The sequence below is a fragment of the [Clostridium] aminophilum DSM 10710 genome (assembly GCF_000711825.1).
GTDB lineage: Bacteria > Bacillota > Clostridia > Lachnospirales > Lachnospiraceae > Clostridium_R > Clostridium_R aminophilum.
On the sequence record NZ_JONJ01000007.1, the window covers coordinates 128920 to 143713 of the forward strand.

General features: G+C 47.5%; 13 protein-coding genes. 3 read left to right on the forward strand and 10 right to left on the reverse strand.

All coding sequences use genetic code 11. The annotated features are described in order from the left end of the window. Positions 1 to 123 precede the first annotated feature (123 nt). The 4 genes from BR86_RS0106400 to BR86_RS0106420 form a co-directional block, all read right to left on the reverse strand. On the reverse strand, positions 124 to 471 hold the full coding sequence (locus BR86_RS0106400) for a hypothetical protein (RefSeq protein ID WP_031472269.1): 348 nt from the start codon (positions 469 to 471) through the stop codon (positions 124 to 126). Positions 472 to 975: 504 nt separating this feature from the next. Continuing rightward, positions 976 to 1845: an ATP-binding protein gene (locus tag BR86_RS0106405; RefSeq protein ID WP_031472271.1), complete on the reverse strand. Its 870-nt coding sequence runs from the start codon at positions 1843 to 1845 to the stop codon at positions 976 to 978. A 297-nt stretch (positions 1846 to 2142) separates the two neighbouring features. Continuing rightward, positions 2143 to 2922: a class I SAM-dependent methyltransferase gene (locus BR86_RS0106415; RefSeq protein ID WP_031472273.1), complete on the reverse strand. Its 780-nt coding sequence runs from the start codon at positions 2920 to 2922 to the stop codon at positions 2143 to 2145. 27 nt (positions 2923 to 2949) lie between these two features. After that, complete coding sequence (locus BR86_RS0106420; protein WP_051684635.1) at positions 2950 to 3654, reverse strand: Crp/Fnr family transcriptional regulator; 705 nt, start codon at positions 3652 to 3654, stop codon at positions 2950 to 2952. 443 nt (positions 3655 to 4097) lie between these two features. On the opposite strand from BR86_RS0106420, the gene BR86_RS0106425 reads away from it, so the two are divergent. From BR86_RS0106425 to BR86_RS0106435, 3 genes are read left to right on the forward strand one after another with little or no spacing between them, the layout of a single operon-like run. Beyond that, positions 4098 to 4802 carry a GTP-binding protein gene (locus tag BR86_RS0106425; protein ID WP_031472277.1) on the forward strand — a complete coding sequence of 235 codons (705 nt, stop codon included), beginning with the start codon at positions 4098 to 4100 and terminating at the stop codon, positions 4800 to 4802. After that, positions 4799 to 5548 carry an ATP-binding cassette domain-containing protein gene (locus BR86_RS0106430; RefSeq protein WP_242841577.1) on the forward strand — a complete coding sequence of 250 codons (750 nt, stop codon included), beginning with the start codon at positions 4799 to 4801 and terminating at the stop codon, positions 5546 to 5548. The genes BR86_RS0106425 and BR86_RS0106430 overlap by 4 nt, the downstream gene beginning before the upstream one ends. Then, on the forward strand, positions 5545 to 6483 hold the full coding sequence (locus tag BR86_RS0106435) for a hypothetical protein (protein ID WP_031472281.1): 939 nt from the start codon (positions 5545 to 5547) through the stop codon (positions 6481 to 6483). The genes BR86_RS0106430 and BR86_RS0106435 overlap by 4 nt, the downstream gene beginning before the upstream one ends. 153 nt (positions 6484 to 6636) lie before the next feature. Here the strand turns inward: BR86_RS0106435 and BR86_RS0106440 are convergent, their stop codons facing one another. From BR86_RS0106440 to BR86_RS15160, 6 genes are all read right to left on the reverse strand, one after another. Then, on the reverse strand, positions 6637 to 7236 hold the full coding sequence (locus BR86_RS0106440; protein WP_031472283.1) for a hypothetical protein: 600 nt from the start codon (positions 7234 to 7236) through the stop codon (positions 6637 to 6639). Between the two features lie 366 nt (positions 7237 to 7602). After that, positions 7603 to 9012, reverse strand: a complete 1410-nt coding sequence (locus BR86_RS0106445) for an alanine/glycine:cation symporter family protein (protein ID WP_031472285.1) — start codon at positions 9010 to 9012, stop codon at positions 7603 to 7605. Positions 9013 to 9180: 168 nt separating this feature from the next. After that, on the reverse strand, positions 9181 to 10011 hold the full coding sequence (locus BR86_RS0106450) for a GIY-YIG nuclease family protein (protein WP_207641164.1): 831 nt from the start codon (positions 10009 to 10011) through the stop codon (positions 9181 to 9183). Between the two features lie 114 nt (positions 10012 to 10125). After that, entirely contained in the window at positions 10126 to 11055 is a 930-nt protein-coding gene (locus tag BR86_RS0106455; RefSeq protein WP_031472289.1) for a site-specific integrase, read from the reverse strand. 44 nt (positions 11056 to 11099) lie between these two features. Beyond that, entirely contained in the window at positions 11100 to 14285 is a 3186-nt protein-coding gene (locus BR86_RS0106460) for a type I restriction endonuclease subunit R, EcoR124 family (RefSeq protein ID WP_031472291.1), read from the reverse strand. A 19-nt stretch (positions 14286 to 14304) separates the two neighbouring features. After that, positions 14305 to 14784 (reverse strand): restriction endonuclease subunit S, encoded by a 480-nt coding sequence (locus tag BR86_RS15160; RefSeq protein WP_051684636.1) that lies wholly within the window; start codon positions 14782 to 14784, stop codon positions 14305 to 14307. Positions 14785 to 14794: the final 10 nt, after the last annotated feature.

The following is a 14794-nucleotide window of genomic DNA, read 5'->3' on the forward strand; positions in this document are numbered from 1 at the left end:
ATGGCGGCAGCCGTGAAAACCTTTCGGAGCGTTTTGATGCCATGAAAAAAATCGGAGAACGATCCTATGACGCAACAAAACAGGCGAAAGAGCAACATTCCGTTTCTCTTTCGCCTGTTTCGTTTATGCGTATTCATCGATATAATCGCCTAATCCGTCTTCTTTTATCTGCGTCCTCATCTGGCCATCTACTTCCTTTTGACTTACCATACTTGCTTCTTCCTGTTCCGTTTCTTCCGCCCGGATACTCTGGAGTTCCTGCTGAAGCTGAACAATCTGCTGCCGGATATCCTGCTTTTTGGCGATTTCAGACTCCGATAACTCTTCCTCGCTCTTACTCTCCAGTGTGCTCAGCTGCTTCTGCAGGGCCTGAATCTTCCGCTGAATAACAGATTCCCGGTTCGAACCGCCGGAAACATTCGATTTTGAAAGCTGAATGGCATTGCTCTGACTGACACTATTAATCCGCATAACAACTACCTGCCTTTCCTGATCACGGGTATGGCAGTATGGTCAAAACGCTCCTTCGTTATGTTCCCTCTGTTCTTCCGATATCCTGCCTTCCCTGGCCTCCGCTCCTGCGAGCGGCAGATACCGGTCCCTCGATCATATATTTCACTTACGGAATCAGATGCGAATCCGATTATTCATCGCTCGATCTGATCCGCCAACGAAGTTTGAACACGGTCATTCCCACTTCGCGCCGACACTTCGGTTCGATTTTTTCTGTTTTATATGCAGGTTATCGGCTTGTCAGATTTGATTATAAGGAAAAAGACCTCCTCCACGAGGCATGCAGGAAAATATCATTTTATTCTGTTTTTCTCTGTTTTTTTGATTATTCTTTCCTGCCTTTCTTCCTCCACCTCTACTTCTACCTCTACCTCTACCTATTTCTTTCGCGGCTCTGAGACTGCGCTTCCACTTGCGGAGTCCGGCAGCCTCCGGTCCGAAGCTGCGTTTGGTCTTTTCGGCTCAATCCAGAATCTGTCCGTCTGTGGAAATGGTTACGACCTGCCACGGAATGAACTTTCCGCTGTTCTGAAGAGCAGTTTCCGCCGCTCTCTGAAGGCCTCCGCAGCATGGTACCTCCATGCGGACGATGGTCACGCTCCGGATGTCGTTGTTCCGGATGATCTCCGTCAGCTTCTCCGAATAATCCACCGCATCCAGCTTCGGACATCCGATGACAGTGATCTTTCCTTTCATAAAGTCCTCGTGCATATTGGCGTAGGCGTAGGCCGTGCAGTCTGCCGCAATCAGGAGCTTCGCGCCCTCAAAAAAACCGGCTTTTGTCGGGAGAAGCTTGATCTGACACGGCCACTGATTCAGCCGGGACGCCGGTCTGCACACACCGGTTGGAACCGCTTCCGGTGCCGGCCCCTCCCCGCGGTGGAATTCCATCACGCGGGATCCCGGGCAGCCGCCGTGCAGGTGTTCCATATGCATTCCGTCCAGACTCATTCCGTGTTTTTTCATCTCGTTCATCTTTTCCGTCATCACATTGTCCGTCTTCATCTCGTTTATTTTCATCCCGGTCATCTCCATCCCATTCATCTTCGTCTCATCGGCCTTCCTCTCGTCCGTCTTCATCTCGTTCTTGTTCTTTTCCTCCTGCGATCTCTTGACTGCTGCCTCGTCATACTCCGGTGCCTCTCTCTCCTCGAAGGTAATCGCTCCCGTCGGACATCCCGGCAGACAGTCGCCAAAGCCGTCGCAGAAATTTTCCCGGACAAGCTTTGCCTTTCCGTTAACGATATCGATTGCGCCCTCATGGCACGCGGTTGCGCAAATGCCGCAGCCATTGCATTTTTCCTCATCAATATGAATAATCTTTCGAATCATGATTTCCTCCTCCGGTACTCAGCCACGAGCCGGATTCATCCCGGCTCATATCTGCCCCGCCAATACTGTTTTCCCCCATTGTATGGATCTGTGAAGAAAAAATCGGTATCATCGGATACGAAAAGAAAAAAGAACTGTGAATCAACCATTGAGTTCATTCACAGTTCTCTTTCAAGCAGTAAAGACGATCGTCCGCAGCCGGACATCTCCTTATTCCATCTCTCATAACAAGCTGTCCGACCGCTGATCCTCCCCGCCCCTGACATTCCAGCGCGGTCCCTTTTTCTCCGGCCGCATTTACCACTGAAACACCGCAAGACGATTATTGATGTTTTTCCCAATGATGGCAAAGATCTTCGCGCGGATCGAATACTTCTTCATCTCATCATTATAACTTGTCTCGGAGATCAGCTGCATTCTCGGCTCCAGTTCCAGATATTCCGCCCCCGAATCGGTTCCCCAGCCGAAGGTCGCGTTAGTGTGCCGCACCGCGTCATGGTTTTTCCCGTGCTTTTCCAGAAACTTTGAGTGGAGTTCCGCGAGAAGATAGCCATGTTCAAAGGAATCGCAGAGCATATGAAGGCAGGTATTCACCTGATCCTTTCGAAAATACTCCAGCACGCCCTCCATGACAATGATATTCATTGCCCGCTTTGGAAGATTTTTGGTCCATTCCGCTTCCAGCGCGCTTCCCTCCAGCATACGGCAGCGCTCCCGGTCCTGGTATACTTTTCTTCGCTTTTCGATCTGATCCGGAAGATCCACTTCAAACCAGAGAATTTTCCCGTTGTCCACCTGCGAAAACTTATCGTCAAATCCGCAGCCCAGATTAATGCATAGCGCATCCGGATATTCTGCGATCAGCCTTTTTAATTCATTCCGAAAAAGGATCGTTCTTGCCACGACCCCTTCGTGAGACAAAAACGGATCATATTTACTCACATCCACCCCCAGCGTATCGATGATCTCCTTGGCCTTCCGGTCAATAATACGCGGATTCGGTCTTTTCGTTTCACTTGCCTTGATCGCCAGCGGGATCAGCGCGGTTTCTTCGACATCTCCGAAAGTAAGTTCCATCGCAGCCTCCTTTTTCTATCCGTTATATCAGCCTTGTCCACTAACAGAGTCCGCAGACAGAGGGGTATTTGTTCCGCCGCCGGTGTTCTCCAGTATCTCCCGTTTCAGCAGCGTAATCTGCCGCCCTTTGATCCGGATTATCCCCTTCTCCCTCAAATCTGCCAATTCCCGGTACAGCGCCGCCCGGCTGATGCCGAGACTCTTGGCCCAGATTTCCTTCGAGTCCTTCAGCACAACTGTCTCACCGCCGCTGCCGGACGCGTTGAGCAGTAGATACCGGATCACCTTCCCCCGGCAGGACTGCATTGCCAGATTCTCCGTCCTCCGAAGGAGAAATGCAATCTTATCGTTGCACAGACGCAGATACCGGGTCATCAGCTCCCCGTTACTCATCATAAGGTGCCGGAACTCTTCCTTCGGCACAAACACCACATCACAGTCGCTCCGGCATTTCAGTATCGTTTCCCGGTCATAGGAGGAGAACAGATTGCAGATTCCGAACAGATCGCCGGCCTGCAGCTTTGACAGCCGCACCTCCGTGTCATCCGGAAGAACCGAGTACACGTCCATTGATCCGGATAAAATAATGCCGACATGCTCCCTCCCTGAATCCACCTCATTCGCAATCAGTTTTTTTCGGATCCGGCGGTAAACGAAGTGCAGGTCTTCGATCGAAATGCCGCGGAACAACGGCACTGCGGCCATTTGTTTTTTTATTTCAGTTTTCGTCATGGCAAACGCTCAAAACAACTCCTCTCAAAAAGACAGTTATTTCAATCTAATCAATGTTTGTTTTAGTTTACCACATATTCCCGTGCTAATGATAGTCTTATCTAATTTCAGAGATATAAGACTAACTTTTATCTTCTTGTTTCATTCTCCCTTCCCGATATTTATTGAAAAACCTTGATCTTTAGCTCGATATTATTTAGTTAGTCTTATCTTTTTTGCAGAATGTCTCATGTTGGACAGTTTTATTCAGCTAATCCGTATTATAACTGGTTCCGTTCTCCCCTAAAAAACAACCAAACCGCACCGGCTTTCACTCACTGGCCTTTTCGCTCACAGGCTCTTTCACTCACAGGCTCTTTCACTCACAGGCTGAACGAAGAGCGAACGGTGCTCAACGTTTTAATGAATACCTCATATCATTTGCAGAAAGAAGGATAGGATAAATGAACCGAATGATCATGATTTTAGGTGCAGCTTCGGTGGGAAAGACCTCCGTGATCCGGTGGCTGGTCCCGTATCTGAAAGAGAACCGGATCAAACCATGCCTTTGCAAGATCGACTGTCTGTACACCAACGACTCCGAAACGTATCGGAATCTGAATGTCCCCTATGTGGTAGGACTGAGCGGCGATATCTGCCCGGATCATTTTCTGGTCTCCAATCTCTGCGAATTATGGGACTGGAAAGAGAAACAGCAATGTGACAGCCTGATCATCGAAACGGCCGGACTCTGCAGCCGGTGTTGTCCCGCAACCGAGCACACTCTGAGTGTCTGCGTTCTGGATGCGACCGCCAGCACCCATTCCGCAAAAAAACTCGGTCCGATGGTCACGCTGTCCGACTTCATTGTCCTGACCAAAATCGATATGGTCTCACAGGCGGAACGGGAGATTCTCATCCATTCCCTTTCTCAGCTCAATCCGGGCGCAAAAATCTTCCCCGTCGACGGCCTCGTCGGCTACGGGGTGGAATCGTTGGGACATGCGATCCTTTCCGCGCCGCCGGTGGACGTCTATGACGGCGACATGCTCCGCCACACCATGCCCAGCGGTGTCTGCTCCTACTGCATCGGCGAAAAACGGGTCGGAAGCGCATTTCAGCAGGGCGTGGTCGGCAAGATACATTTTGAAAGCGGGGTGTCATCATGATTCATCAGATTCGTATACTTCCGGGCGCAGACAAAAACGGAAAACCGGAAAACTATTCCGAAATCGATCTGAAATCGGACGAGCTTTACACTATTGTCGGCAATACCGGTTCCGGAAAAAGCCGATTGATCAAGGATCTGGAACAGTTTGTCCAACAGGACTCCGTTTCGCAGCGGACGATTCTTCTGGACGGCCGGCTTCCGTCTCCGGAAGAGAGGCTGACCATCAGCCGGAATCTCATCGCCCATCTCGGTCAGAACATGCGGTTTGTTCTCGACAAAACAGTGGAGGAATTCCTGAAACTGCACGCCGAGTGCCGGGATATCCCGAATCCGGACATCGACGGCATCCTCGAGGTTGCCAACGGGATCACACCGGAACCGGTCACCCGAACCATGAATCTGAACACGCTCAGCGGCGGTCAGAGCCGGGCGCTGATGATCGCGGATATCTCCTGTATCTGCGACAGCCCGGTCGTCCTCATCGATGAGATCGAAAACGCCGGAATCGATAAGACAAAAGCACTGCAGCTTTTACTGAACCGTCAAAAGCTTGTCCTTATCGTCACCCATGATCTTCACACCGCGCTGATGTCGCAGAAACGAATCATTATGGAAAATGGCGGAGTCAAGGCGATTGCCATCCGAACGCCGGATGAAGAGGCTCTTTATCACGAACTGGAAAAATCTTATCAGAAAAGAAGAAAACTGCAGAATGCCATGCGGGAAGGGAGATCACTGTTATGAAGAAAGTCGTCATGTACTGGAGCAATATCTGCGTCCTTCACAAATTTGAGCGAGACCACATCGAAACCATCCGTCAGGAACTTCTGTCTCTTGGGATCGATCTTCAGACCGAATACTTCGGTCTCGGTTATCCGACGCGTATGAGTGAGGCCATGCTGGACCCGGCAAAACCTCTTCCGGACATCATCATTTCCACCGATCTGGAGGTCTTTGAAAACAGGGAGCTCTATGAATCCTATTCCCGGGATCTCTATGAGATCGGTACATGGTTTCCGACAAAAAAGAAGGAGAACTACCGCTCTCTCTACGGAGATCCGCACCTTCTTCCCTTTATCGCCATCCCGATGATGCTCTACTCCAGGGATTCTTCCTGGCATGATACCTCTCTGGAGGATCTTGTAAACTCCCGAATTGCCTTCGGCGGCATCAACAACTCTGCGGCAAAATGCATTTTCAAATATCTGTGGGCGCAGTTCGGAAAGAAAACAGCATCCGATTTTCTGGAGCGGTGCGATCTCTATGACATGCCGATTCAGGGAATGCATGCGGTGAAAACCGGTTCAGCAGAAGCGTCCCTCGTTCCATCCATCTACGCGCTCCGCGCCGATATGATCCATGAGTTTGCCTATCCCCTGTCCGACGGATGCATTGTTCTCCCGTCTTTTGCCGCAGTGCGGAACAGCATTAATGAAGAGGCCGCCCGAACCATCCTGTTCCGTCTCCTTTCCCCGTCTTTCTGCAATTTCTTTGTCTCAAACGGGGATCTGATCTCCTGCATCGAAGGAACATCCGAATGCCATTCCGGTGCCATCGCCGATGCTCAGTACCTCTATCCGAATGAGGATTGGTTCCGCCGTGTGCGACCGGCGGAATTCTACGAAAGCTATTGCCGGATCCTGCCGACTGCGGTGGATTATTCCAAAGCACCGGCGTAACCATCCTCGTGCGGAAGAATGATGCACTGACCGCATAGAAAAATCTTTTCTGATCCGTTTTTTTCTCATCCCTGATGTCGGACAAACATTTACTTACGGCAAACCCGAAAAAAAGAATGACCGACAGATGTCTCCATCTGCCGGTCAAAATTATTACATTTCTGCCGCCGAATTCGATTCAGCGATCACAGTCTCCGGTTCAGCCATCTCCGGAGGTGCAATCGACGCTTCCGTGTTTGCGACTTCTTCTGTCACAGAGAGGTCCTTCGGCGTATCGTCCTCGTCGTCAAAGACATCCTTTTGTTTCCTGTTATCCCGGTGTTCTTCCATCATCCGCTGCGCGACCGCCATCTTATAAAGGTCCGGAAACATCTGCATCAGTTTCTGCAGATCCTTGGCAGAGACCCTCTCACCGCGGCCGTAACGGGAGGCGACTTCCATACACTTCGCCATGTCGTCTGCCGCCTTGTTCATTGCTTCCGCCTGCTGCTCCGCCACTTTTGCATTATGGATGAGCATAGACTGTTCCATGAGTTTCCCGCCATAGTCCATGTATTCGTCCCGTTTCTCCAAAAGCGCCTGATAAGACAGCTCCAGTTTATCGTATTCCCCCTGATAAGCCTCCGCATTCTCCGGATCTTCTTCAATCTTCGCTTCCAGCTCCTTCTGCATTTTCCGGATCCCGCTGATCTTATTGGAGTATTTTTCAATCTGCTTTCCGTTCCTCTGAAACGCATCCCGAATTGTCAGCATCGTCAGATCTCCTTCCCAACAAACTATGCCTTCTCTATCCCAACCGCATATCGCATGATACGTCTTCCTCCCATTCAGTATATCCGCAATTTGCATGGAAATGCAACCGGCTGACTTGTCAGGTCCGGTTCATATCCTGCAGAGGGGCGAACCACATTTACGCGATAATTGCGCGATTTCCGAACATTCACGGTCTCCGTCGAGGTCTCGTACATAAACATAAATTGACACATTTCCCGAGGAAATATGAGGCCCGGCTTCGATACCGTTCACAACGATACCGAAACCGGGCGTTTCTACATCTTATTTTCCCGAAAAATTATTGGTTTTTCATTTCTCAAATCCTATGTTTCTTTTCGGCATGGTTCACTTCCAGCATTCCACCTCGTCGTTCCGAAGTCCGACTTCTGCTGCGACAAACTTCGGATCCAGTCCCGCCTTCTTCTGACGGACATAATCGCGATAGGTTTTTACCGCAACATCACTCAGCATCGTGCATGCTACAAGATTGATCAGACACATGCCGCCCATGGTGATATCTGCCACATCCCAAGCTGCTGCCATCGGAATGATCGCGCCCACAAAGATTACGAGAACCGCAAATGCACGGAACAGATTCATAAATTTCTTCGACGGAAGCTTCTTATTGTTCAGATATGCAAGGCCGTTCTCACAGTAATAAATATTTCCGATCAGTGTGGTAAACGAGAACAGAATCATCGCTACGGTGATAAAGATCGGACCGAACGCACCCAGTGCGGATGCGATGGACGCCTGAACCCACTCAGCACCAGCCAGCTCCGGAGTCGGTGCCACACCGGAGGCGAGGCACATCAGAACCGTCGCATTGCAGAGAATGATGGTATCAATATAGATGGACAGCATCTGTACCAGACCCTGCTTTGCCGGGTGCGATACCGTTGCAGCCGCAGCCGCGTTCGGGGCTGCGCCGACGCCGGCCTCATTGGAATAGAGGCCTCTCTTCACACCGTACATCAGGCAGGAACCGGCAAATCCGCTGAGGATTGCCTTGAAATTGAATGCATCCTCAAAGATCACACCAAAAACGTGCGGAAGCTCGGTGACATTCATCAGAAGAACAATCAGCGAAACTACAACGTATGCAACGCCCATCACCGGAACCAGAATGCCGGCGGTCTTCTCGATCCGCTTTCCGCCGCCCATGATGCAGACAGCAACCAGTGCCGCCATGATCACACCGATAACTGCCGGCGTAACGCCTTCCTGATAGAAGCTGTATGTGGAGAATGTCGACTGCACATTATAGGAGCACAGAAGATTGAATCCAAACGAATACGTCAGCAGAAGGAACACGGCAAATGTCATCGCCAGCCCTTTGTTGTGAAGCGCGCCCTCGATATAGTAGGCCGGACCGCCGTAAAAGGATCCGTCCGGTTTTCTGCGCTTATACACCTGAGCCAGTGTACACTCGGTGAACGATGATGCACAGCCAAGCAGCGCGAGCACTGTCATCCAGAACGCCGCGCCCGGACCGCCGAGACAGATCGCGGTGGAAACGCCGATGATGTTTCCGGTTCCGACACAGGAAGCCGTCGAGATCATCAGTGCCTGAAACGGTGAAGCACCATTTTCATCTGCCGGCGTTGTCTTCAGAATGTGAATTCCTTCTCCGAGCATCCGGATCTGTACGAATCCCATGCGGATGCTGAAATACAGACCTGCCGCAGCCATCACGATCACCAGTACGGGATAGTACAGAAAACTATCCACAGCATCAAGAATTTGCATAATCATACACACTAATCCCCCATTCATCTTGATAAAATGATATGCACTTTGCACGAAAAATCTTATCATGAACCAAAAAAATGCGGTAATGTGTAATACAGATAAGCGTTATGTCAGATTCAAATAGCGAGGGGTGTTCGGCGCACTTCTGCCTCATCTTCGTCAAAAGACCTGTTACAGTTCTTTTAATCGAACCCCATTCTCATCTTTCCAATCAACATTCCCATTGGACGTACGTCCCATTACGACTGCAGACGCCGCAGAAGGAGCATTGAATTCATAATCCTTTTGGAATACTCGGTTCTGGATCGTTCCATCCTTCTCCAGTTTTTTCCTTAGCTTGAAGTAGGATTTTCCCCTGGTTTCAAACGACGGGGTTGTACTTTCCGAAATGAGAGAACCTTTCAGCACTGTAATTCCATTCACACTGATGAATCCCGTTGCGTGTGCACCGGATCCTTTGCAATACAAATACTTTGTATCATCCGCTGCCTTTGGAATCGCAGTAAGAACATTATATCCAAGTGTCGCAATCAGAATCCGGATATTCTCGATAAATTCTTCCATTGTGGCGATCTGTGATTCTTTCATAACCGTTTTACTATACGTGTTTTTTGTAAGAACTTTATATCGATCACATTCACGAGCCATCTTTACCAGACGGTCTTCCAGATAACGTATAAGTGCTTTGTTTAAGTCTCTCCCGACAAAAACAACCGCCGTATTCCAATAGTACTCTTCCTTGTCTGTCTGATAATCTCTAAGGTGCTGCTTTAATCGATCCAAAACGCTCTCGGCTTCTCCAATGTATACGGCGTCATCCCCATCTTCTTTTTTACAGAACAGAAAATAAACACCTGCTCCCCTTATATCATCTCTTTCGCAGTTCTGCACTTCTGTGCGTGGAATTTTGATGGCCTTTCCATTCCAGTTTGATAACTCAGCTGTAATAAGACTGTCTGCTGTCCCGTTTACAAGAAATAGTTCTATCGTTTTCCCATACATAATCGTAACTTCCCCTGCTCTTCAACAATCATCGACTCTATCATGATTCATTCCAATCGAAATTAAAATGAATTATCTCCTAATCCTTCATCGGCGCAATAACTCAATTTGTAATTATGTTAAGTTCGCCAGAGATCTCATGACAAGATCCACATCCTGATTTTCCAACTCCTGAATTACGTGAAGATATGTCTTCTGAGTTGTCGTCATACTTGCATGTCCAAGCCGTCTTGCTACACTCGCGATCGACACTCCTGCATACAAAAGAATTGACGCATGAGTGTGCCGAAGCCCATGGACAGAAATCACGGGAATCTCCAGTTTTCGACAATAACGTTCTAATATGTCGTTTACTGTAGAATTGTAGACTCTCTCCTTTGTTACAAAGATTGGTGTATCCACGGGATAATTCTTCACAAGCATTGCAAACTGCATCACCAGCTGCCAATCGATTTGAATCTTCCGGACTGACGACTTATTCTTCGTTGGAGCAAAACCGCCTCCATCCTTATAATTCCAGGTTTTACTGACCGACAAAGTCTGATGCGCAAAATCAAAATCACCCGGAGTGATGGCCAATGCCTCCGAAAAACGCATACCGGTCTTTGCAACCAGAAGTATAAACCAATCCCAGTTCACTTTTTCTCCCAGCTTCAGGTTCTTTAACAGCGTATGCAATTCAAACTGATTCAAATACTTCGTCTTCTTTCCAGATGGCGCTTTCCCTTTAATAATCACTTTCCGAGTGGGATCCACCGGAATAAGCCCTTCATCCACCGCATCCAGAATTGCTCCTTTTAGCTGATGATGAAAATCCATCGTCGTCTGACGTTCGTGCTCTTTGGCGTATTCATTGATGATCTGCTGGTATACCACACGAGTCACATCGCACAATTCCAGATCAGGCGCTAATTTTTCAATCCACGAAAGGCTCATCCAATACTTGGCCAATGTAACATCCCGTATTGCACCTTCTTTGTACACAGAAATCCAATTTCGATAGTAATCCTTCAGTTGATCGGTCGTTTGAAATTCAACAGGCATAAGTCTCTCCTTCCTACGCCGATGAAGGACCGAACTCCTTTTGTTTATTCCGCAGAATTCCAGTTATCCGGATCCGGAATATCAAATCCCCCTTCCAGAATGAACTTTGTCAGAAGATCATCTACCCGATTGCAGACAAGAAATGGCGGAATCGGTTCACCGTCCACTTTGGTAAAATAATCCCGTGCCTGTTCGCGTACTACCGTTGCAGTCAGCGCATTAAATCTCCCATACTCGTTCAAATTATCTTTTGATACATGCGCATCCATGATATCCCGAAGCTGTTTTTCAGATAATCCGAGATAATGAATCAAGCGATTAATCTGCATCGTTTTCTCATTTTTCTCATACATCACGATATAATCCCGGAAAACCATTCCCGTAACAAACTTCACATCTCCGGACTGAATATCGTGAAGGAACAGATTCGCATATTTCTGCTCTTTCTGTGATAAAAAAGCAAACGATTTATGAAGTTCCTCCAGTGTATTTTCCACCTCTTTCGGATCAACATTCGGATCGTTGAGTTGCTTTTTCCACTTTTCAAACCGGGAATTCATGTAATCATTGTCAATGACGCCGGTGTTCTGTTCCGTCAGATAAGGATCGATCGGAAACGTGATTTCATCATCACCATTGCCGCCATCGGTTCCACCTGTACGAAGTTCCTTGTATCGCTGCAGAAGAATCTCATATTGCTCCTCCTGAGGGATCAACTTGATCACATCCTCTCTCTCATCTTCTGCATCAACCCTTAGCTCATACTCAGTCTGTTTCCAACTAAATCCCTGAATTCTCGCTGCCTGAAGATATGTTGAAAACTCGCGAAACAGTTTTGCAAATTTTGCTTTCGACGGAACATCAGTCGGAAGCCTATCCATATCCGAGATTCCCGCATTTTTGAAGAGATCCTCCATATCTTTAAACGTTACATTCATATGTTCCACATTTGTCGGAAGATGATCCGCAAAAAGTCCCTGCGGGCGGTCACCGGAATACAATTTAACCGCATCCTCAATGTTCCGCTTCATCGAGTGAGGCATACGATAATACCGAATAGAGCCAAACGGCTTCTCATTGATATTGAACAACCGGTTGGTTCTGGAAAATGCCTGAATCAGATTCTGGTACACCAGAATTTTATCCAGATACAGTGTGTTAACCCACTTTGAATCAAATCCGGTCAGCATCTGGTTTACAACGATCAGTAAATCCAGCTGTTGCTCCGGTTTTACGCGGGAATACATTTTCTTGTGTGCCAGTCGAAAAGAAACATCGGTCTTGAAGCCGGCATATCCACCAATGTCGAAATTCTGTCCGAACATCTGATTATAATCGTTCAGCATCTCTTTCAGCCCGTCTTCCTTATCAAGAGACCGCTTTCCACCCTGATTATCAATTGTCGGATCAAATAATCCGGTCACTTTCAGCTTTGGATTTTTCTCGCGGAATTTTCGATAATACCGGATTGCTTCCGGAATACTTGATGTTGCAAAGACCGCATGAAACTTGCTATTTCTGCTCAGCATAACCCAGTTGTCCAAAATATCATCAACCACGGCGTCCTGGAACTTATCGGTCATCCACGCTTCTTTGCCAATATAGTCTTCAATTCCTTTCAGATACTTTCCATCCTCAAGAAGTTTTCCTGCCATTGGCACTTCTACAGAAGACATATAATGGTAGTATTCTTTACTCATCGCCGGATCTGCAATCGCCTCCTCTTCCGAAGCTGCACCCGACTTTTGAAGAGCCACCTGTTTGCGCAGACTCTTATCCGGATAAACACACACCATGGTCGGATCAAAGCCCAATACGTTTTTATCTCTGATTCCGTCGGCAATACTGTATCGGTGTAATTCATCTCCAAAGATATCCGCCGTTGTGCTCATCGCCTGTTCATTTTCTGAAAAGACCGGTGTACCGGTAAATCCGAAAAACAGCGCATTGGGAAATGTTTCCTTGATTGTCGACAGCATCTCGCCAAAAGTTGATCGATGACATTCGTCGATGATGAACACAAGGCGTTTTTCTTTCATCATCTCCAGATCCCGTGCTCGCATCTTTCCTTCTGCATCTTCCTTGATGTTGCTCATCTTCTGAATGGACGAAACAATCAATGTGTTTTTGGGATCTGTACTCTTCAATTTGGAAATCAATGTCACCGTATCTTCCGTCTCCTGAACGTCGTCCGCATTATCCGCAAACGCACGGTATTCCTTCAAAGACTGTGTTCCAAGTTCGATGCGGTCCATCAAGAAAACGACTTTATCTGCATCTTTCGAATTCGCAATCAACTGTGCAGATTTGAACGATGTCATCGTCTTGCCGGATCCGGTTGTATGCCAGACATATCCTCCCAATTGGCTTCCTGCATCCCAGTCATTTTTCGCGACACGATCCGAAATCTTATTTGCCGCATAATACTGATAGCTTCGCATTACTTTAAGGATCCCGTCCGCATCATCCGCCACTGTATAAAACCCAATCAGCTGATGTGCCATCGGAATCGATAAAAGGCGCTCCACAACCTGCTTCCAGTTATTGATCGGATCATTGTTCAGATCTGCCCAATGAAAATAGAAATCCGGATTGAATTTTCCTTCCGGCCCCGGATTAGAAAAATACAGGGTTTCTTCCGGATTCATCGCCACAAACACCTGTACCAATGAAAACAAACCGGTAAAGATATTCTCATGCGCATACTTCTCGATCTGATTTACAGCCTCCTGTACCGGCACGCCGGATCGTTTTAATTCGATGTGAAATACCGGCATACCATTAATCAGAAGCATCAGATCTCCACGTCGATCCTGAAGCACCTTCTCATGTCTGGAGAAAAGCGGCTGCTCCACAATCTGATAACGGCTCTGCCCCGCTGCAATCTCCATGCGATCATATATTTTAAGACTGACCTCTTTACCGTAATGAAGCTTATCATCCGGATTTTTTCTGGTAATTGCCACCGTTTTTCCATTGATAAAACCATTTAATGCAAGTGGAGTGCGCTTCTCCTGAATCTGTTCAAGAAGTTCATCCATCTCTTCCGGGATCAACGGACAGCCGTTCAAGCGATCAATCTCCCTGTTATTTTCAAAGAGAATATTGGCCCAGTTTTGAATCAGATCCTTCTCCGTCGGATTGTAAATTACTTTTTTCTCCCATCCATAACTCTGGAGTGCAGCGATAAGCGCTTTTTCAAAATCAGCTTCTTTCTCGTAATGATCCATAATCATGCTCCTGTTTTTATCATTTTTGTATGTATTCTATCTCTCGTTGATGAAGGGTGATAAGGTTATCGAGCTTTTGTAAATAAGAAACAATTAAATTCTGCTCTTCAATACTTGGGAGCTGTATTGGCATTTCCAGGAAAGTGTCAGCATGTATTCTTTTCGCTTTTCTGCTTCCATCCGCTATAATTCCATTTTTATAATAAAAGTCTTGTTGAATTGCTCTGTAAAACATGAAATATGGATTTATTCCATGACATTCAAAAGCTGGCAAATCAGCAGTTGTTTCATAGCCTTCAAGCTCTTCTGGTATTACCCCGAATGCTGAATTTAAAAAGTCTAATTTACTATATATGAATTGCCCTGCATGACGAATAAAGTACTGAGTCGAAGCACTACCTACATCATCTTTTGGAACAACCCCTTTGCCCCATAATTTTACAGTGAGTTTCCTTGCCCTATCTCCAGAGTGTCCTTGTTCTCTGCTTTCTGAAAGCACATCACCACAC

Excerpts from the sequence above, each read along its gene's own strand:
- BR86_RS0106400 (WP_031472269.1), bottom strand. The coding sequence starts at position 471 with ATGCGGATTAATAGTGTCAGTCAGAGCAATGCCATTCAGCTTTCAAAA.
- BR86_RS0106405 (WP_031472271.1), bottom strand. The coding sequence starts at position 1,845 with ATGATTCGAAAGATTATTCATATTGATGAGGAAAAATGCAATGGCTGC.
- BR86_RS0106415 (WP_031472273.1), bottom strand. The coding sequence starts at position 2,922 with ATGGAACTTACTTTCGGAGATGTCGAAGAAACCGCGCTGATCCCGCTG.
- BR86_RS0106420 (WP_051684635.1), bottom strand. The coding sequence starts at position 3,654 with ATGACGAAAACTGAAATAAAAAAACAAATGGCCGCAGTGCCGTTGTTC.
- BR86_RS0106425 (WP_031472277.1), top strand. The coding sequence starts at position 4,098 with ATGAACCGAATGATCATGATTTTAGGTGCAGCTTCGGTGGGAAAGACC.
- BR86_RS0106430 (WP_242841577.1), top strand. The coding sequence starts at position 4,799 with ATGATTCATCAGATTCGTATACTTCCGGGCGCAGACAAAAACGGAAAA.
- BR86_RS0106435 (WP_031472281.1), top strand. The coding sequence starts at position 5,545 with ATGAAGAAAGTCGTCATGTACTGGAGCAATATCTGCGTCCTTCACAAA.
- BR86_RS0106440 (WP_031472283.1), bottom strand. The coding sequence starts at position 7,236 with ATGCTGACAATTCGGGATGCGTTTCAGAGGAACGGAAAGCAGATTGAA.
- BR86_RS0106445 (WP_031472285.1), bottom strand. The coding sequence starts at position 9,012 with ATGATTATGCAAATTCTTGATGCTGTGGATAGTTTTCTGTACTATCCC.
- BR86_RS0106450 (WP_207641164.1), bottom strand. The coding sequence starts at position 10,011 with ATGTATGGGAAAACGATAGAACTATTTCTTGTAAACGGGACAGCAGAC.
- BR86_RS0106455 (WP_031472289.1), bottom strand. The coding sequence starts at position 11,055 with ATGCCTGTTGAATTTCAAACGACCGATCAACTGAAGGATTACTATCGA.
- BR86_RS0106460 (WP_031472291.1), bottom strand. The coding sequence starts at position 14,285 with ATGGATCATTACGAGAAAGAAGCTGATTTTGAAAAAGCGCTTATCGCT.